Source organism: Streptomyces sp. NPDC058534 (genome assembly GCF_042717365.1).
GTDB lineage: Bacteria > Actinomycetota > Actinomycetes > Streptomycetales > Streptomycetaceae > Streptomyces.
On the sequence record NZ_JBHXNW010000004.1, the window covers coordinates 27361 to 46462 of the forward strand.

The 19102-nt window shown below is 74.6% G+C and carries 13 protein-coding genes and 2 pseudogenes; 7 read left to right on the plus strand and 8 right to left on the minus strand.

What is annotated here, in order from left to right:
- Positions 1-16 precede the first annotated feature (16 nt).
- Positions 17-1186: an N-methyl-L-tryptophan oxidase gene (solA, locus tag ACFWR9_RS03085; RefSeq protein ID WP_383834621.1), complete on the plus strand. Its 1170-nt coding sequence runs from the start codon at positions 17-19 to the stop codon at positions 1184-1186.
- Positions 1183-2337 (plus strand): SRPBCC family protein, encoded by a 1155-nt coding sequence (locus ACFWR9_RS03090; RefSeq protein WP_383834624.1) that lies wholly within the window; start codon positions 1183-1185, stop codon positions 2335-2337. The genes solA and ACFWR9_RS03090 overlap by 4 nt, the downstream gene beginning before the upstream one ends.
- Here ACFWR9_RS03090 and ACFWR9_RS03095 read toward each other — a convergent pair.
- From ACFWR9_RS03095 to ACFWR9_RS03110, 4 genes are all read right to left on the minus strand, one after another.
- Positions 2326-7008 carry a hypothetical protein gene (locus tag ACFWR9_RS03095; RefSeq protein WP_383834627.1) on the minus strand — a complete coding sequence of 1561 codons (4683 nt, stop codon included), beginning with the start codon at positions 7006-7008 and terminating at the stop codon, positions 2326-2328. The genes ACFWR9_RS03090 and ACFWR9_RS03095 overlap by 12 nt on opposite strands.
- A gap of 82 nt (positions 7009-7090) precedes the next feature.
- Positions 7091-7972, minus strand: a complete 882-nt coding sequence (locus ACFWR9_RS03100) for a hypothetical protein (protein WP_383834630.1) — start codon at positions 7970-7972, stop codon at positions 7091-7093.
- A gap of 88 nt (positions 7973-8060) precedes the next feature.
- Positions 8061-9587 (minus strand): hypothetical protein, encoded by a 1527-nt coding sequence (locus ACFWR9_RS03105; RefSeq protein WP_383834632.1) that lies wholly within the window; start codon positions 9585-9587, stop codon positions 8061-8063.
- 102 nt (positions 9588-9689) lie between these two features.
- A complete protein-coding gene (locus tag ACFWR9_RS03110; RefSeq protein ID WP_383834635.1) occupies positions 9690-10385 on the minus strand; it encodes a GntR family transcriptional regulator in 696 nt (231 codons plus the stop codon).
- Positions 10386-10504: 119 nt separating this feature from the next.
- Between ACFWR9_RS03110 and ACFWR9_RS03115 the strand changes: the two genes are divergently transcribed.
- Genes ACFWR9_RS03115 through ACFWR9_RS03135 form a run of 5 tightly spaced genes read left to right on the plus strand, consistent with a single transcriptional unit; the run spans position 10505 to position 14986 of the window.
- Complete coding sequence (locus ACFWR9_RS03115; RefSeq protein WP_383834638.1) at positions 10505-11824, plus strand: MFS transporter; 1320 nt, start codon at positions 10505-10507, stop codon at positions 11822-11824.
- Complete coding sequence (locus ACFWR9_RS03120) at positions 11821-12654, plus strand: putative hydro-lyase (protein WP_383834641.1); 834 nt, start codon at positions 11821-11823, stop codon at positions 12652-12654. Before ACFWR9_RS03115 ends, ACFWR9_RS03120 begins: the two co-directional genes overlap by 4 nt.
- A gap of 45 nt (positions 12655-12699) precedes the next feature.
- A complete protein-coding gene (locus ACFWR9_RS03125; protein WP_383834644.1) occupies positions 12700-13458 on the plus strand; it encodes a LamB/YcsF family protein in 759 nt (252 codons plus the stop codon).
- Positions 13455-14120 (plus strand): 5-oxoprolinase subunit PxpB, encoded by a 666-nt coding sequence (gene pxpB / locus ACFWR9_RS03130; RefSeq protein ID WP_383834647.1) that lies wholly within the window; start codon positions 13455-13457, stop codon positions 14118-14120. Before ACFWR9_RS03125 ends, pxpB begins: the two co-directional genes overlap by 4 nt.
- The gene (locus ACFWR9_RS03135; protein ID WP_383834650.1) at positions 14117-14986 is read left to right on the plus strand and encodes a biotin-dependent carboxyltransferase family protein; all 870 of its coding nucleotides are present in this window, start codon (positions 14117-14119) and stop codon (positions 14984-14986) included. The genes pxpB and ACFWR9_RS03135 overlap by 4 nt, the downstream gene beginning before the upstream one ends.
- A gap of 68 nt (positions 14987-15054) precedes the next feature.
- Here the strand turns inward: ACFWR9_RS03135 and ACFWR9_RS03140 are convergent.
- The 4 genes and pseudogenes from ACFWR9_RS03140 to ACFWR9_RS03155 all read right to left on the minus strand — a co-directional run bounded on the left by ACFWR9_RS03140 (position 15055) and on the right by ACFWR9_RS03155 (position 18853).
- A pseudogene (locus ACFWR9_RS03140) lies at positions 15055-15920 on the minus strand (SGNH/GDSL hydrolase family protein).
- The gene (locus ACFWR9_RS03145; RefSeq protein WP_383834653.1) at positions 15917-17074 is read right to left on the minus strand and encodes a glycosyltransferase; all 1158 of its coding nucleotides are present in this window, start codon (positions 17072-17074) and stop codon (positions 15917-15919) included. Before ACFWR9_RS03145 ends, ACFWR9_RS03140 begins: the two are co-directional and overlap by 4 nt.
- A pseudogene (locus ACFWR9_RS03150) lies at positions 17071-17232 on the minus strand (glycosyltransferase family 1 protein); the annotation flags it as partial. The pseudogene ACFWR9_RS03150 and the gene ACFWR9_RS03145, both read right to left, overlap by 4 nt.
- Positions 17233-17434: 202 nt before the next feature.
- Complete coding sequence (locus ACFWR9_RS03155) at positions 17435-18853, minus strand: HEAT repeat domain-containing protein (protein ID WP_383834656.1); 1419 nt, start codon at positions 18851-18853, stop codon at positions 17435-17437.
- Positions 18854-19102 lie beyond the last annotated feature (249 nt).

Consider the following 19102-nt stretch of genomic DNA (forward strand, 5'->3'; position numbering starts at 1 on the left):
CGCCAGGAGGCCCTTCTTGTCCCCCACCTACGACGTGATCGTCATCGGTCTCGGCGGCATGGGCGGCGCCGCCGCCCACCACCTGAGCGCGCGGGGCGCCCGCGTGCTGGGCCTGGAGCGGTTCGGCCCCGTGCACAACCGGGGCTCCAGCCACGGCGGTTCCCGGATCACCCGCCAGTCGTACTTCGAGGACCCGGCGTACGTTCCCCTGCTGCTGCGCGCCTACGAGCTGTACGCGGACCTGGAGCGGGCCTCCGGCCGGGACATCGCCCTCCTGTGCGGGGGCGTGATGGTGGGCCGGCCCGACTCCTGGACCGTGTCCGGCTCCTTGCGGTCGGCCCGCGAGTGGGACCTGCCGCACGAGATGCTGGACGCGCGGGAGATCCGCCGCCGGTTCCCGACGCTCGCCCCGCGGGACGACGAGGTCGCCCTGTACGAGGCCAAGGCCGGTCTGCTGCGCCCCGAGAACACGGTCGCCGCCCATCTCCAGCTTGCCACCCGGCAGGGCGCCGACCTGCACTTCGAGGAACCGGTCACGCGCTGGGAGCCGTACCGGGACGGCGTCCGCGTCCACACCGCCGAGAACACCTACACCGCCGCCCAGCTGGTGATCTGCCCGGGCGCCTGGGCGCCGCGGCTGCTCGCCGACCTAGGGGTGCCGTTCACGGTGGAGCGGCAGGTCATGTACTGGTTCCAGCCCCGGAACGGCATCGGCCCCTTCCTTCCTGCCAACCAGCCGATCTACGTCTGGGAGGACACGACCGGCGTCCAGGTCTACGGCTTCCCCGCCATCGACGGGCCGGACCGCGGCGCCAAGGTCGCCTTCTTCCGCAAGGGACAGGCCACCACCCCGGAAGCCATCGACCGGACCGTGCACGACCACGAGGTCCAGGCCATGGCGGACCACATGTCCGGCCGTCTCCCCGACCTGCCCGGCACCTTCCTCAAGGCCGCCACCTGCATGTACACCACCACCGCGGACGAGCACTTCGTCATCGCCCGCCATCCCGCGCATCCCGGATCGGTCACCGTGGCCTGCGGATTCTCCGGGCACGGCTTCAAGTTCGTGCCCGTCGTCGGCGAGATCCTCGCCGACCTGGCCCTGACCGGCGCCACCGCGCACCCCATCGGTCTCTTCGACCCCGCTCGCCTCACCGCCGCGCCCGCCCGAGGAGCCAGCACGTGACGACGACCCCCCTGCCCCCCAGCCTCATCGCGACCCTGCCGGGCCACTACTACACCGACCCGGAGATCTTCCGTCAGGAACAACGGCAGGTCTTCGAGTCGCTGTGGTTCTGCGCCGTCCGCGGCGCCGACCTGGAACGGCCGGGCGCCTTCCGCACCGTGCAGGTCGGCGGCGAGAGCGTCGTCGTCACCCGCACCCGCACGGGCGCACTGCGCGCCTTCCTCAACATCTGCCGGCACCGCGGCGCGCGGCTGTGCCTGGAGGAGTCGGGCGAGGTGCGCCGCAACCTCCAGTGCCCGTACCACGCGTGGACGTACGACCTCGACGGCCGGCTGGTCGCCGCGCCCGGTCTCACGAAGATGCCGGACGTCGACCGCGCCGCGTACGGCCTGGCCGAGGTCGCCCTGCGCGAATGGCTCGGCTACGCCTGGGTGTGCCTGGCCGACGAGCCGCCCTCCTTCGAGGAGACCGTGCGCGGCGCCGTCGTCGAACGGCTCGGCGACCCGGCGGCGATCGAACGCTACGGGACGGAGCGGCTGGCACTAGGGCGACGCGTCAGGTACGACGTGCGGGCGAACTGGAAGCTGATCGTCGAGAACTTCATGGAGTGCTACCACTGCGCCACCATCCACCCCGAACTCATCGACGTCCTGCCCGAGTTCGCCGACGGCTACGCCGCCCAGTACTACGTGGGCCACGGCGCCGAGTTCGGTGAGGAGGTCAAGGGCTTCACGGTCGACGGCGGCGAGGGCTTCGGCCGGCTGCCCGAGGTGGCGGAGAGCCAGGACCGCCGCTACTACGCCGTCACCGTCAGGCCGACGGTCTTCGTCAACCTCGTACCGGACCACGTGATCCTGCACCGCATGTTCCCGCTCGCCGAGGACCGAACGGTCGTCGAGTGCGACTGGCTGTACGCCCCCGACGTGGTGGCGTCGGGGGCGGACCTCTCACGGTCGGTGGAGCTGTTCCACCGCGTCAACACGCAGGACTTCGAGGCGTGCGAGCGGACCCAGCCGGCGATGTCGTCCCGCGCCTACCGCGCGGGCGGCGTGCTGGTGCCGACCGAACACCACATCGGGATCTTCCACGAGTGGCTGCTGGCGCGGCTCGGCGGGCCGGTACAGGACGCGACGGGACGGCTAGGCGGATGACTGAGAGGGTGACTGGGCGGGGCGCTTGAACATCCGGGTCGCGGTGATCTCGCTGTGCACCGGCTCGGCCTCACCCTCGGCGGCCGGGGCAGGCTTGGGCAGGCCGGGCCGCAGGTGCTCCTCGACGCTGATGTACTTCAGGCCGGCCCTGAGGTCGGCGTCGTTGCGCAGCCGGATGACCAGCGGGAACTCGGCGAGCGCGGTCGTGTCGAACAGGCCCGTGGTGTACAGCAGCTGGACGCCGAGCGCGTCGGACACGGCCCGCTGGAGCTCCAGCAGATAGGTGGCGTTGGCGCGGCCGATGGGGTTGTCGAGGAACAGGGTGCCGGCATGGCGGTGCCGGTCGCGGCCCCGGTCGTTGCTGCGCAGCGCGGCCATCGTGCAGTACAGGGCGATGGCCGCGGTGAGCAGCTGGCCGCCGGAGAACACGTCGCCCATCTGTCCGACGGGGACGCGTTCGGCGCGCAGTACGGCGTCGGGCTTGAGGATCTCGACGGCGACGCCCTTCGGTGCCAGGGCGGCGGCGACGCCCCGCAGCAGCAGGGACATGCCGTCGCGGCGCAGGTCGGAGTTCTTCTTCACGGCGGCGCGGGTGGCGTCGTCGACCACCTCGCCGAGCCGTTCGGTGAGGGTGGCCTGGTCGGGTTCCTCGAAGCGGATGCGCAGGAACTCCTGCCCGGACCACTCACCGAGCCCTTCCGGCAGCCGGGAGAGCCGCTGAGCGGAGCGGAGGGTGGCCAGGGCCGACTCGACCAGGCCGCGCAGCCGGTCCACGATCGAGTCGCGGTTGCGCTCCAACTGCGCCAGTTCGTCGGTGAGGACGCGGAGCCGGGGCGCGAAGGCGTCCGCCCACTTGGCCGCGTGCTCGGGCAGCGTGGCGGCGGGCAGTTCCCGGATCTGCTGCCGCGCGGGGGTGCGGACCTGCTCGTAGCGGGTGGAGTTGGCGTGCCGGACCAGGACGTCGCTCGCCTCGCGGACCCCGGCCTCGGCGGCGGACAGGTCGGCGGCGCAGCCGCGCAGCGAACGGCGGGCCTCACCGGCCGACTGCCGGGCCTCCTCCAGACCTCCCGGATACGGATCGGGCTCCTCCTGCTCCTCGTCGGGCGCGTGCTCGCGCAGCAGGTCGCGGAGCATGGCGGCGATCTCGTCGAAGCCGCCGGCTCCGTCCTCGGCGGCGCGGTGCGCGTCGAGCAGTTCGGCGTGGGCGTCGCGGGCCTGGGTGAGCGCCTCGGTATGGGAGGCGAGTTCGGCGCCGGCCGTGCGCAGCAGGGTCTGGGCGTGGTCGGCGTCGCGCGGGAGGAGTTCCTCGGGCAGCTCGGTGTGGGCGTCGCCCTCCTCGGGCGCGTGCCGTTCGGCCTCGCCGCGCAGGCGGCCGAGCTGTTCGCTCGCGCTCGACATGCGGGTCTCCAGGAGCTGCACCAGCTCCTCGGCGCGCGCGGCGGCGGCCTGCCGGGACGGCCCGTCGGAGCCGTCGGGCGACTCCAGGAGCTGGCCTGCGCGGGTGCGAACCTTGTTGCTGAGCCGGTCCAGGTCCCCGCGCGCGGCGCTCTCGTCGCTCTCGGCGCGGGCCTGTTCGGCCCGCAGGTCGGCGCCGACGCCGACCTTCTCGTACACCTGGGACGCGGCGCGGTAGGCCTCGCGCAGGTCCGGCAGGGACGCCTTCGGCGCGTCCGTGCCGCTCCCGGGCGTGTCCGGTCCGTCCTCGGGTACGTCGTCGGGGGCGCCGGCGATCTCGGAGCGCTCGGCGCGCAGCGCGCGGGCGGTGCGGCGGGCGTCGTCGGCGGCGCGCTGGGCGGCGCGGCGGTCCTCGTCGGCCGCGCGGGCCCGGTCCAGGCAGACCTGGGCGCGGGCCTCGGCCTCGGCGCCCTCGTCGGCCAGTTCCCGCAGGCGGACCTGCCAGCCGGCCCGTTCGCGCAGCCGGAAGGCGAGTCCGGCGAGGGCGTCGGCGGCGCGGCGGGCCTTCTGCGCGGCCTCCTGCCGTTCGTCCCGCAGGTGCACGGCCTCGGCGGCGGTCTCGTCCGCCTCGGTCCGCGCCGTGCGCGCCTCGGTCAGTTCGGCCTCGGCCTCGTCGGCGAAGGCGCGCGCCTCCTCGGCGGTCCGGGCCAGTTCGGCGAGGCGTCCGGCGGGACAGCCGGTGCGCCAGGAGGCGAGCCGGGCGGCCAGCTCGCGGTCCTTGCCGAGCCGGGCGGCGAGGGTGCGGATCTCCTCGTCCCGCCGTGTCGCCCGCGCGCGCAGCGCGTGCCGCTCCTCGTCGGCGGCGTGCTCGTCGTGCATCGCGGGGTTCGGCGGTACGAGGAAGACGTCCCCGGCGTCGGAGTCGTGGGCCGGGGTGGGGGCGAGCAGGGCGGCGGCGGTGCCGACGGCGACGGCGGAGCGGGGGAGCAGGGCCGCGTCGCCGAGGACGTCACGCGCGCGGGTGTGCGAGTCGGGGTCGGTGATGATGACGCCGTCGACCAGCTCGGGCCGGGCGGCCAGCACGCGCGTGTGGTCGGCGGGGTCGACGGCCTGCGCGAGGTAGCGCCAGCCGGGCAGGGCGGGGATGCCGTGCTCGCCCAGGTACTCCACGGTGGCCAGTACGTCGGGGCCGGGCGGCAGCAGTCCGCCGTCGCCGAGCGCGCCGAGGATGCGGGAGTCGTCGGCGGCGGCGGTGCGCAGGTCGAACAGCTGGCGTTCGGCGGAGGAGACGGTGTCGTCGAGCAGTTCGCGCAGTTCGTCGGCGAAGCGGTCGAGTTCCTGGGGCGTCAGGGCGCCGTCGGCCTTTGCGGGCGCGGCGACGGGGTCATGGTCCGCGTCCTGGCGGGGGTGCGGGATGCCGGGGCGGGTGCCGGCGGCGAGGCCGAGCAGTTCCGCGAGGCGTTCCTCGACGACCAGCGCCTCGGCCGTGCGGCGCTCGGCCTCGTGGGCGCGTTCGGCCGCGGTGGCGGCGTCGGCCGCGCGGGCCGCCGTCAGTTCGGCGCGGCTCTCGGCGGACGCCGTCTCGCGCGCGTGTTCCGTGCCCCGGCGTGCCGACTCACGGGCGGTGTCCCAGGCCGCGACGGTGCTCTTCTCGGCGTCGCTGGCGGCGAGGGCCGCGCGGGCGGGGTCGGCGTCGGGCGCGCTGTCGTCGAGCCAGCCGGCCCGGACCGCTTCGGCGGTCTCCTGCTCGACCTCGGTAAGGCGCTGGCGCAGGTGCCCGACCTCGCTGCGGGCGCGCTGCGCCTCGGTGGCGGCGGTGGTGGAGTCGCGGTGCGCCGCGTCGCTGACCTCGTGGAGGGCGGCGGACCGCTCCTCCTCCTCGTTGGCGTGGCCCTCGGCCCTCCCGGCCGCCGCGTGCAGGGCGCGGACGAGGTCGACGGCGGCCTTGGCGCGGGCGGCGAGTGCGGGGGCCGCGTCCCGCTCGGCCTCCTGGATGGCGGCGGAGACGCGGGCGATGCGGTCGGCGGCGGCGCGGTGGCGCAGTACGGCCTCGGCGGCCTGCCAGGCGGAGTGCAGGGTGCGTGCGTCGGCGAGTTCGCGCTTCTGGGCGGCGGCGGACTTCTCGGCCCCGGTCAGGGCCAGCGAGGCGTGCCGGTAGGCGAGTTCGGCGGCGATGAGGGCGCTGCGGTCGCGGGCCGACTCGGCGTGCGTGACGGCGCGGGCGGCGGCCGTGACCCGCTGGGCGAGATCGCCGGCCCTGACCCGCTCCTGGGCGCCGCGCGCGGTGAGCCGCCGGGCGAGGGTCCTGGTCCGGCGTTCGGCCGCGGTGTGGATGTCCCGCGCGCGGGTGCGGACCTCGGCGGCCTCGACGATCCGGCCGAGCAGCTCGACGGACCCGGCGGTGAAGTCGCGTTCGGCGATCAGCTCGGCGCGCCGGCCCAGCTTGTTGCCGAATCCGCTCACCAGGTCGGCGAGGCCGTCGGTGTCGCGGGTGTCGGTGACGGCGCGCAGCAGCAGGTCGGTGAAGTCGGCGTCCTTCTTGACGGCGAAGAGGCCGGCGGCCTCGCCCTCGTCGGCGTTCATCTCACGCTGGTAGCGGAAGAGTTCGGGGTCGAGGCCGAGGTCGCCGAGGTGCTCGATCCAGCGGTCGTGGATCTCCTCCCAGTGCACCTCCAGGTGAGGGTAGGCCTTCGCGGCCTCGGTGAGCGCGTCCCGGAACCCCTTCATGGTGCGCCGCCTGCCCTGGGCGCCGGAGACGCCCTCCACGGGCGGGCGTACGGCGGTGGCCTCGGCGACAGGCAGGTTGTCCAGGGTCAGTCCGGGCCCGGGCCGGAAGGAGTACCAGGCCTCGGCGAACTTGCGGGGGTCGCCCGAGACCTGGCGCCCGCGCCACTCGCTGGCCTTGCCGACGACGACGCACTCGCCGCTCTGCACGTGCTGCCACTCCAGCGCGACGTGTCCGCAGTCGTCGGCGAGCAGGAACTTGCGCAGTACGCCGGAGCTGGCGCCGCCCAGGGTGTTGCGGTGGCCCGGCAGCATCACCGAGAAGATCAGCTTGAGCAGGACGGACTTGCCGCCGCCGTTCTCCAGGAACAGCACGCCCGCGGGGGCGGGCCGGCGCGGCGGGCCGACCGGCTCCTTCTCGAAGAACTCCGCCTGCGTGGGCGCGGGGTCGGGCACGGGCTCGCCCACACCGCGCAGGTCAAGCACGGTGTCGGCGTAGCGCGCACCGGCGGGTCCGATGGAGTAGAGGCGGACCCGGGACAGCTCGTACATGGCGGACTCTCGTAAGTCTTCGGGAAGTCGGGGAAGTCGGGAGGACGGGGGCGGTGGACGCGGTGGGACGCGGTCCGCGGGGTCAGGGCGAGTGGAACGGCAGCCCGGCGTCGGCCACCAGCTCCAGGTCTTCCGTCTCCTCGGCGGGTAGCAGCGTCGCCGTGCCGTCGGTGACCGGGACGATGCCCAGGTCCAGCAGCTCGGCCATGGCGGCGCTGCCCGCCATGTCGCGCACCTGGAGCTGGTAGCGCGCCGTCGTGCGGTACGTGCCGCCGCTGTCGTCGCCGGTGCGCTGGAGGAAGCCGGACTCGGTGAGGAACGCGGCGGCCTTGCCGACGATGCCGGTGGTGGAGCCGGGGAGTCTGCGGGCGTCCTTGGTGGCGCCGGTCGAACTGCGTCTGGCCCAGATCCGCCAGGCGGCCTCCAGGCCGGGGGCGTCGGTGGCCGGGTCGGTGTTCTCGCCCTGCTCGTCGGCCCGCTCCTCCAGCCGGCGGCAGGCCTGGCGGACGAAGGCGTCCACGCCGTTGACCGTGACGCGGCCGATGTAGCCGTCGTCGGCGAGGTCCTCGGGGCGCGGGTAGGCCATGGCGGCGACGGCGAGGTGGGCGAGGCCGTGCAGGAAACGGTCGCCGGAGTCGGTGGCGGCGCGGCGCGCGTAGTCGCCCATGCGGACGGCGAACACCGAGTCCTCGGCGGCGGTGACGGCCATGCCCGCGCGCGGGGACACCTCCAGGACGATCAGTCCGAGGCCGGCCGCGACGGCGTCGGCGAGGCGCGCGAAGGGCGGGTCCTCGCGGTACCGGCGCAGCAGGTCGGCGTACTCCTGGTCGCGGGCGGGCAGCAGCTTGGGCTGGAGGCCGAAGGCGACGAGCCGCGCCGCGTCGGCGGCGTCGGCGGGCGTGACGGCCGCGGTGGCCGGCGCGGCACCCGCCTCCGGTTCGCTCCGGTCGACGTGCTCGGTCACGGTCGGTACTCCTTGCTGTGCTGTCGCTCGTCGCTGTGCTGCCGCTCGTGGCGTTCGGATCGCCGGGGGGTGGGGCGGTGGAAGACGGTCATGCCGCCTCCGTCCGGGCCGCGGCCATGCCCGCCGCGTCCAGCAGCGCGGTGCCGACGATGAGGTCGGCGCCGCCGAACTCGTGGTCGTCCAGCTCGGTGCCGTCGTCCACGGCGAACAGCAGCTTCGGCTCGCCCTGCCGGTAGGCGGTGCCGACCGGCGGGCTGGCCGCGTGCACGGCCAGCAGGGCGACGAGGTAGGGCAGTTCGGGGTCCTGGGCGCGGGCGTCGGCCAGCAGTCCCGACAGCCGGCGCGGGGCGTCGTGCGGGAGGTCGAGCAGCTCCATGGCGGCCGCGAGCTGCTCCTCGCTGAAGCGGCTGTCGTCCGGGGTGGCGATCAGGTCGGGTTCCGGCATCTCGGCGCCCAGGTGCTCCCGCTCCACCGGCGGGGTCAGGAGTATGTCGACGAGGTCGCCGACCCGGACGGAGACGGGCGTGCGCAGTCCGGTGCCGCGGGCGAAGAAGGCGTCGGTGACGCGCAGCGCCCGCTCCAGGGGCAACGGCAGGACGGGGGCGACCAGATGGCCGTACAGATCGAGGCCGGAGGTGGCCAGGGGGGTGGCGAAGGCCTGCCGGTCCTGCTCGGCGCGGAAGAGGGGGCCGGCCTCCAGGAGACGGGACTGGAGCTGGGTGTGGCGGCGGATGCAGTCCTTGACGATGTCGACCAGCTCGGCCGCGCGGCGCTTGTGCTCGTGGTCCTCGGACTCGTCGCGGGCCCTGCGGATGTTGGTGAGGATCGCGTTCTCGTGCCGGTACCGGTCGGCGACGTGGTCCAGGGCCTCGGCGATCATGTCGGGGACGGCGCTCAGCCAGTCCACCGCGCGGACGTTGCGCCGGGTGGCGTCCAGGGCCCGGCGCAGGGTCTCGGAGTACTGCACGGTCCGGTACCGGGCCTGTTCGGCGGCGAGCTGGGCGTCGGCGAGGCGGCCACGGCTGATCAGCACCTCCAGCTTGACCTCGGCGGCGATCTGGGCGCTGGTGACGTCGGTGTCCAGGGCGCCGACCAGGACGTTGACCGCCTCGTCCGTGGTGCGCAGGTAGACGGTGCCGCCGGGGCCGGGGACCTCCTCCAGGAGCTTGAAGTCGTAGTCCCGGCGGACGTAGGTGCCGTCCGGTCCGAAGGTGCCGTAGACCGCGCGGAAGCCGCGGTCGACGCTGCCGACGTTGATCAGGTTCTCCAGGACCCAGCGGGCCACCCGCTCGTGCTCGGCGGCGGGACGGCGCGGGGCCTGGGCGGCGACGCGCGGGATGAGCCTGGCCACTATCTGGTCGTGGTCGGCGCCGGTGTCGAAGTCCATGTTCAGCGTGACGAGGTCGATGGCGGCGAGGGCGACCTCGGCCATGCCGTACACCGAGTACTCGCCCGCGAGGTTGGCCTTGCGGGCGTCGAGGTCGTGCAGTGGCGCCGTGCAGGCGAGCGCGCGCAGCCGCCGCGCCAGTCCCTCGTCGGCGGCCGGGCCCGGGGCAGGGCGCGGCCCCGCGCTGAGCTGGGGCGGAACGCTGTCCGTCGGTGCAGGCGAAGTCACGGTGCACAGACTAGGTCCTCGGTCTGACATCGACCCAAACGACGCAGATGCGCCCCGACGCGGCAGGCCACCGGCCGCGCGGGCACGGCACCGGGGGTGGACCTAGCCGTCGTCCCCGACCCGCCGCAGGTAGACCTCCACGACGCGCTTCAGCGAGTTGTCGAGGTAGACCGCGAGCAGGCGCTCCGCCGTCTCGCGCTCGCCGTTCTCCAGGGCCGCCAGGAGCTCCGCGTTCCGTGCGATGTACGGCTCGTGCAGGCGTCGCGGGTCGTCCACGACGTGGAAGGCGAGGCGCAGTTCGGCGAAGACGCTGCGCATCAGCTCGTCGGTGCGTTCGCTGCCGGCGAGGGCGACCAGTTCCCGGTGGAAGTGGATGTTGGCCGTACCGACGGCTTTCCAGTCACCTTCGCGGGCCGACCGCCGCCCGTCCTCGACGGCCTCGGCGAGCCCTTCGAGGCCGTAGGGGGGCTCGCCGAGGCCGCGTACGACGGCGCACTCGACGAGGGAGCGGGTGCGGTAGATGTCCTCGACGTCCTCGACGGTCAGGACCCGGACGAAGACGCCCCGGTTCAGCTCGTGGACGAGCAGGCGTTCGTGGGTGAGCAGCCGGAACGACTCGCGCAGGGTGTTGCGGGAGACGCCGAGCGCGCCGCCGATGCTGTCCTCGGACAGGCGGGTCCCCGGCGGGAAGTAGCCCTCGGCGATCCGGCTCCTGAGGATGTCCGAGACCCGCTCGGCGGTGCTGGTCCGGCCCAGGAGGGCGCGGTCGTCGGCCAGTCCCGTCAACTGCTCTGCCATGCGTGGAATTCAATCGCAGATACCAGAACGAAACAACAGGGGTATTGAGGGATCGTTGAACGATCCTCTACGGTGCCAGGAAGTGCACGCACCCTCCGTCCTCCCACTGCGAGGTGCCCATGAGCACAACCCCTCCCCCACGGGCCCTGTCCACCGAGACACGTCCCGGCACGGATGAACACACCACTGAAGACGGCGCGTTCGGCTGGCTGCGCGCCCTCGGCCCGCGCGGCCGTCGCGCCTTCGGTGGCGCGTTCGGCGGGTACGCCCTCGACTCCTACGACTACTTCACACTGCCGCTCACCATGGTGGCGCTGGCCGCGTACTTCGGCCTGGACAGCGGCCAGACCGGCCTGCTCACGACGGTCACCCTGGTCGTCTCGGCGATCGGCGGCGCCCTCGCGGGCGTCCTGGCGGACCGCGTCGGCCGCGTCAAGGCGCTGCTGCTCACCGTGATCACCTACGCCGTGTTCACGGTGGCGTGCGGTTTCGCCCCCAACTACGAGACGCTGCTGGTCTTCCGCGCCCTCCAGGGGCTCGGCTTCGGCGGTGAGTGGGCGGTCGGCGCGATCCTGGTGGCCGAGTACGCGAGCGCCAAGCACCGGGGCCGTACGCTCGGCGCGATCCAGAGTTCCTGGGCCGTGGGCTGGGCGCTCGCGGTGGTCGTGTACACGCTGGTGTTCTCACTGGTCGGCGACGATCTGGCCTGGCGTGTCATGTTCTGGACGGGTGCGCTGCCGGCGCTGCTCGTGGTCTGGGTCAGGCGCAGCGTCCACGACGCACCGAAGGCCACCGAGATCCGGGAGCAGGGCGCGAGCAGGGGCTCCTTCGCGGCGATCTTCAAGCCCGGTACGGCCGACGCGCCCGGCCTTCTGCGCGTCACGCTCTTCGCGAGCCTGCTCTCCACCGGCGTCCAGGGCGGCTACTACACCCTCGCCACCTGGGTGCCGACCTATCTGAAGGACGAACGCGACCTGTCGGTCGTCGGCACCGGCGGCTATCTGACCTTCCTCATCTCGGGCGCCTTCATCGGCTACCTCACCGGCGGCTACCTCACCGACGTGCTGGGCCGCAAACGCAACATCTGGCTGTTCGCCCTGCTGTCGGCGGTCTGCATCCTGGCGTACGCCAACATCCCCGACGGCGCCAACACCCTGCTCCTGATGCTCGGTTTCCCGCTCGGCTTCTGCATGTCGGCCATCTTCAGCGGCTTCGGTTCGTACCTGAGCGAGCTGTACCCGACGGCGGTACGGGGCGCGGGCCAGGGCTTCACGTACAACACGGGACGCGCCGTGGGCGCCGTCTTCCCGACCACGGTCGGCTTCCTGGCCGACAGCTGGGGCGTGGGTGGCGCGCTGGTCTTCGGTGCCATCGGCTACGGCATCGCGGCGCTGGCTCTGCTGTGGCTGCCGGAGACGCGAGGAAAGGAACTGGCGTGAAGCACTCACACCACGTGGCCGAGGACCGGCCACTCGCCCTTGTCGAGCGGCACGCGCACGCGTGGAGCCCGAAAACCGCCCGCTCCCTCTTCCGGGAGGGGCTGGCCGGCCCCACGGCCGGGGTCGCGGCAGGCCACACCCAGGCCAACCTGATCTCGGTGCCCGCCGACTGGGCGTACGACATGCTGCTGTTCTGCACCCGCAACCCGCAGCCCTGCCCGGTGCTCGACGTCACGGACGCCGGGTCGTGGACCACCGTGCTGGCCGACGGCGCGGACCTGCGCACCGATCTGCCGCGCTACCGGGTGTGGCGGGACGGCGAGCTGGTGGACGAGCCGACGGACGTGCGGGCGCACTGGCGGGACGACCTGGTGACGTTCCTGATCGGGTGCAGCTTCACCTTCGAGTGGGCGCTGGCCACGGCCGGCGTCCCGATCCGGCACGTCGAGCAGGGGCGCAACGTCCCGATGTACGTCACCACGCGTCAGTGCCGTCCGGCGGGGCGGCTGCACGGCCCGATGGTGGTGTCGATGCGCCCCGTGCCGCCCGCGCACCTGTCGGCGGCGATCCGCGAGACCAGCCTGCTCCCGGCGGTGCACGGCAGCCCGGTGCACTGTGGCGACCCGTCGGCGCTCGGCATCGAGGACCTGGGCCGGCCCGACTTCGGCGACGCGGTGGACGCCGAGCCGGACGACATCCCGGTGTTCTGGGCCTGCGGGGTGACCCCTCAGGCGGCCGTCATGGCCTCGCGGCCGCCCTTCGCCCTGACCCACGCGCCGGGGCAGATGTTCCTCACCGACGCGCGCGACGAGCAGTACCGCGTCGCCTGACCCCGGACGCCCCTGCGGGCGCCCGAGACCGGAGACACTGGAGACATGACCTCGATCGACCTCAACGCCGACCTCGGCGAGGGTTTCGGCCGCTGGCGGCTCACCGACGACGAGGGCCTGCTCTCCGTCGTCACCAGTGCCAACGTCGCGTGCGGCTTCCACGCCGGCGACCCGGCCACCATGCGGCGGGTGTGCGAGCTGGCGGCCGAGCGGGGCGTGACGGTCGGCGCCCAGGTCTCCTACCGGGACCTGGCCGGATTCGGACGGCGGGCCATGGACGTGCCGCCCGCCGAACTGGCGGCGGAGGTGGCCTACCAGATCGGCGCCCTGGAGGTCTTCGCCCGCGCGGCGGGCACGCGCGTGGCGTACGTCAAACCGCACGGTGCCCTCTACAACCGGGTGGTCCGGGACGAGGAGCAGGCCGCGGCGGTCGTCGACGGCGTGCTCCTGGCGGGCGGCGCGCTGCCCGTCCTCGGGCTGCCCGGCTCGCGCGTCCTGGAGCGTGCCGCGGGGGCGGGGCTGCCGGCCGTGCCGGAGGCGTTCGCGGACCGGGCGTACACCGACCGGGCCACGCTGGTGCCGCGCGGGCAGGAGGGCGCCGTGGTCACCGAACCCGACGCCGTCGTGGCCCGCTCCGTGGAGCTGGCCCGCTCCGGCACGGTCACCGCCCGGTCGGGAGCGGTCGTCGAGGTCCGCGCCCGCTCCCTGTGCGTGCACGGCGACACGCCGGGCGCGGTGGACCTGGCGCGCCGGGTACGGGAGCGGCTGGAGGCGTCGGGCGTCCGGGTGGAGGCCTTCGCATGAAGGTCCTGCCGGTCGGCGACGACGCCCTGCTGGTCGAGGTCTCCTCGGGCGAGGAGGCCGAGGCGCTGCACGCGGAACTGCTGCGGCGCCGCGCGGAGGGCGCGCTCGCCGCCCGGGAGATCGTCCCGGCGGCCCGCACCGTCCTGCTCGACGGACTCGCCGACCGGGCCCGGATCGCGGCCGAACTGACCGCCGCCGAGGTTCCGCCCGCTCCGCCGCGCGCGGGGCACGTCGTCGAGATCCCGGTCCGCTACGACGGCCCGGACCTGGCCGACGTGGCCGCGCACTGGGGAGTGGCACCGCGCGAGGTGGCACGCCTCCACGCGGACACCGAGTTCCTGGTCGCCTTCTGCGGGTTCGCGCCCGGCTTCGGCTATCTGACCGGCCTTCCCGCGCGGTACGACGTGCCACGCCGGGACACCCCGCGCACGGCCGTCCCGGCCGGTTCGGTGGCGCTGGCGGGTCCTTACACGGGCGTGTACCCGCGCTCGTCGCCGGGCGGCTGGCAGTTGATCGGCACCACGGACACCGTGCTGTGGGACCACACGCGCGTGCCCGCGGCACTGCTGTCGCCCGGCACGCGCGTCCGGTTCGTCCCCCGGGGACCCCGAGGGCCCCGCCAAGGACCCCGCGGCCCCCACGGACGGCAGGGGGACGCATGACGGACCGTGCGCTCGCCGTCGTCCGGGCCGGGGCCCTGACCACCGTGCAGGACCGGGGCCGCCCCGGTCACGCGCACCTCGGCGTCCCCCGTTCCGGTGCGCTCGACGCGCCCACGGCCGCGCTGGTCAACCGTCTGGTCGGCAACCCGCCCGAGGCGGCCGTCCTGGAGACCACCCTCACCGGCTGCGCCCTGCGCCCCCGGTGCGCGGTGACCGTGGCGGTCGGTGGCGCGCCCTGCCCGGTGACGGTGGACGGGAGGCCGGTGTCCTGGGGCGCGCCGGTCGGTGTGCCGGCGGGCGCGCTGCTCGACGTGGGGTCGGCCGGCTCCGGCGTCCGCTCCTATGTGGCCGTCTCCGGTGGCGTCCTCGTCGAGCAGGTCCTCGGCAGCCGCTCCACCGACCTGCTGTCCGGCCTGGGACCGCCGCCCCTCTCCGACGGCATGGTGATCGCCCTGGGGCGACCGCGCGGGCGGCACGCGTGTGTGGACGTCGCCCCGCAGCCGGCACCCCCGGCGGAGCTGATCCTGCGGGTGACGCCGGGCCCGCGCGCCGACTGGTTCACGCCCGAGGCGGTACGGACGTTCACCTCGCGCGCGTATCGCGTGTCGGCCGCGAGCAACCGCATCGGACTGCGCGTGGAGGGACCCTCGCTGGAGCGTGCCCGCGCGGGCGAACTCCCCAGCGAGGGCATGGTGCTGGGTGCGGTCCAGGTGCCGCCGGACGGCCGGCCCGTGGTGTTCCTGGCCGACCATCCGACGACCGGCGGCTACCCGGTGATCGGCGTCGTCCGCTCCCGCGACCTCCCGGCGGCGGCCCAGGCGGTGCCGGGGACGCCGGTGCGGTTCGTGGCGGTACGCCGCAGCTGACGCGGAGGGTGGAGGTGCGCCCGGCACCGGACGTCCCTCCCCCCTCGCCTTCGGCGGCGGCTCTCCCGTCAGGCCGCCTCCGCTTCCGCCTCCGCCTGCCGTCCGCCCTTCGACGAGAGCGCCGCGAGGGCGGCGGTGACCGCGGCGGACGCGTGCAGGTCGAGCCGGGTGCTCGTCCCGCGCGCGTGGTGCCGCAGTTCGCCGGCGGCCGGCGTCAGCAGTTGGGGCAGCAGGTCGGTGCAGCGCCGTGCCACCCAGCCGGTGCCCGCGGTGGCCAGCCACCAGAGGCTCGCCGCCCGGGTGGAAGCGGCGAACTCGCTGTCGGGCGAGGGCGCGGGACCGGTGGCGGCGCCGCGTTCGGCGAGCAGGGCGTGGAAGCGCAGGGCCAGCTGGCGGTGGCCCCGTTCGCCGGGGTGCAGCCGGTCCGCGCTCCACACGAGCGGTCCGTCGTCCAGCCGCCCTCGCACGCGTGCAGGTGCACCGCCCCGTACCGGTCGGACAGAGCGTGCACCACGGCATTGACCGCCCGTCGCCGCCGGGCCAGTGGACGGGCGAGGGCGTCCGGCAGCCCGAGCATCGCCCCGGGATCCGGCAGACACGCCGTGCGCAGCAGCGCGCCGCGCCCGGTGCAGGCGGCGTACACCGTGTCGAGGCGGGCGGCGACCGCACCGAGGTCGAAGGTGCGGCGCAGGGTGTCGTTGACGCCGACGACGACGGACACGAGGTCGGGGCGCAGGGCGAGACCCGCCGGCAGCTGCCGCTCGGCCACGTCACCGGTCTGCGCGCCACTGCGGGCGAGGTTGGTGAAGAGGACGGGCTGCTCGGCGAGCCCCGTGGCGAGCAGCGCGGCCCAGCCCCGCCACCCGCGCCCCACCGGGTCACCCACGCCCCCGGTCAGCGAGTCGCCGAGGGCCACGAAGCGGACGGGTCTCATGACACGGTCTCCGGCAGCGCGGGACGCGTGGGGACGCTCGCGTCGTGCGCGGAGAGGAACGCCTCGACCGCAGTGTCCCAGCCGAAGTACTCGGCACGCGCGCGTGCCGTCTCGCGGCGGTCCGCCTCCCGTCGTGCGAGCAGCGACTCCACGGCGTCCGCGAGGGCCTCCCCGTGGTCGGCGGCGACGGCCCCGGCAGAGCCGATCACCTCGGGCAGCGCCGACGACGCGCTCGCGACGACGGGCGTGCCGCAGGCCATCGCCTCCAGCGCGGCCAGCCCGAAGGTCTTGGCGGGTCCGGGAGCCAGGCACACGTCGGCGGAGGCCTGGAGCGCGCCGAGCGGTCCGGGGTCGGCGACGTGACCGAGGAAGGTCACCGGCAGTCCGCGCTCCCGCGCCCGCTGTTCGAGCCGCGCCCGCAGCGGCCCGTCCCCGGCCACCACCAGCACCGCCCGGGCGCCGCGCCGCCGGAGCGCGTCGAGGGCGTCGAGGGCGGTTCCGGGCCGCTTCTCGACGGACAGCCGGGAGCACGTCGCCAGCAGGACCTCGTCCTCGCTGGCGAAACGGGCCCGCAGACCCGGGTCGCGCAGCGAGGGGTGCCGCCCGGCCAGGTCGACGCCCAGCGGGGCCCGTACGACGTTGCGGGCGCCGACGCGGACGAACTCCCGCTCGGCGAACTCGGTGGTGCACACCACGCGCGCGTAGGTGTGCGCCGTGCGGATGTTGAGCGCGTCGGCGGCGCGCCGGGCGGCCGGCTCGGGCAGGCCCCAGGTGCGCAGCACGCCGTCGGTGGTCTCGTGGGAGACCACCACGGCGGGGACCCGGGCCCGCCGGGCCCACCGGCCGGTCCAGCGCAGCGTGGTGCGGTCGGACACCTCCAGGCGGTCGGGTGCCAGGTCCGCCAGGAGCGCGCTCACGCGCCGCTTGTCGGTCAGGACGCGGTAGCCGCCGGTGCCGGGCAGGAGCGGCCCGGGGAGGGTGATCACCCGGCCCTGCTCGGTCTGCCGGTCGTCGGCGTGCTCGCCCGGGACGACGAGGACGGGGTCGTGTCCGGCCGCCCGGTATCCCCTGCCCAGCTCTCGCAGCGCGGTGCGCAGCCCGCCGGAGGCGGGTGCGACGAAGTTGGCGAGCCGGACGATCCGCAGTGCGTTCATGCCGCCAGCACCGCCTTCCGTGCGGCCAGCACGTCCCTGTAGTGCCCGATCAGCCGGTCGCCGACGGCCGCCCACGTGCGCCCCTCGACCTTCGCCCGGCCGGCCGCCCCGTACGCGGCCCGCAGCACGGGGTCCGCGGACAGCGACCACACCGCGTCGTGACGACACGCATACCGGTGTTGTCGCCGGACTGGACGTGCTCGCGTCAACGTCGATCTTTCCGGCCGGGAAACGTCCTATGAGCGTTGCCCGTGCGACCGGCCGGGTCGGCCGCCGGCCATGTCCGTCCGGCCCGCACGCCATCCGTCGTTCACGCGCGGCGGTGGCGCCGGGCCGGCACGGCCCGGCGCCACGGGCGTCTCACACGGCGGGCGCGTCCGGTCCGAAGCGGCTGCGTACGGCCGTCTGGACCTCGTCCTCCTCGGCCGGATCGGCGGCCAGCCTGCGCAGCCGTTCGACGACACGGTTGTCGCCGGTCTCGGCGTGGCGGGCGGCGACCTCGCGGGTGGTCTCCTCGCAGTCCCACAGGCACTCGATGGCGAAGCCCGCGGCGAACGACGGGTCGGTGGCGGCCAGCGCACGGGCGGCCCGGCCACGCAGGTGGGAGGAGGCGGTCTCGCGGTAGATGTGGCGCAGTACGGGGGCGGCACACACGATGCCGAGGCGACCGGTGCCGTCGACGAGGGTCCACAGGGTCGGCGCGTCGGGACCTTCGCCGCGTACGGCCTCCCGCAGGGCGGCGAGGACGAGGTCGCGGTCCTGGGCCGCGCCCCGGCAGGCGAGCACCCGTCCGGCGGCGGCGCCGAGGGCGTCGGGGCGGTGCACCCAGCCGCGGGCCCGGTCGACGGCGGCGAGGCTGCGCATGCGCTCGTAGGCGGCGACTGCGGCCTCCACGACCGGGGTCGGGCCGGTGGTCGCGGCCCCCTCGATCAGGTCGAGCACGTCCGGATCATTGGCGTCGGCGAGATAGTGCAGGGCGGTGCTGCGGGCGCCCTCGGTGCCGGACCGGGCGGCCTCGACGATCTCGGGCCGGTCCTCGGGTCCCGCGACGGCGGTGAGGCAGCGGGCGGCCGGCACATGGAGCACGGCGCCGCGCTCGATGCCCTGCTCGGCCCACTCGAACACGGCCCGCACGCTCCAGCCCGGACGCGGGCCGGTGGGATTCATCTGCCGCTGCCAGCGGTCGAAGCTGCCCGTCTCGTGGGCGGCACGCACACGCGTGGCGATCGATTCGCGGGGGTCGTCGGCCCACAGCCGCCAGGGCCGGGGTTCGAAGGCGTCCCGCACGGCGACGGCCAGCTCGGCCTCGCCCTCGGGATCGCGCGGGAAACGCGCCAGCACGGGCGCGGCGAGGGCGCGCAGGCCGGCGTCGTCGTCGCGCAGCGCCAGCTCGTCCAGGGCCCACGCCCAGTTGACGCCGTGGGCGGCGTACCGGCGCAGCAGTTCGAGCGCGTCCAGCCTGCCGTAGGACGCGAGGTGCCCGAGGACCGCGAGGGCCAGCCCGGTACGCGACTCGTCGGCGTCCAGGACGTCCTCGGGGTCGAAGAGGTGGGCCTCGATCGCGTCCAGCTCGCCATTGAGGTCGAGGTAGAGGCGGGCGTAGTAGAGGGAGCGGTTCTCGACCTGCCAGTCGTGGCGGGGGTCGTGGAGCACGCAGTGGTTCAGAGCCGCGAGCGCTTCGGGGCGCGGGGCGGTGAGCGCGTGCAGCGTGCCGTCGCCGCGACCCCGCTGAAGCAGGCCGAGCAGCGTACCGCTGGGCGCTATGACCGGATCGAACATGGGAAACAGCCTCACATCAAGCGTCGACGCAACCGGGAAACACGCGTTACCTGGCCGTGCGCCAACACGTCGGAGCGCCCGCCGTCTCTTGCTTGCTGAAGACCATGTTCCTGCCTCTCGTCGGTGGCCCTTGCGAGCCGTGTCACGGCCCGCGCGGTGCGGCAACACCTGCCCAGCCATCACGTCCGTGAACCACGTCGTCATGATGGCCCGGCGGTCACATCTGCCGCGACCGAAATTTCGGCGGCC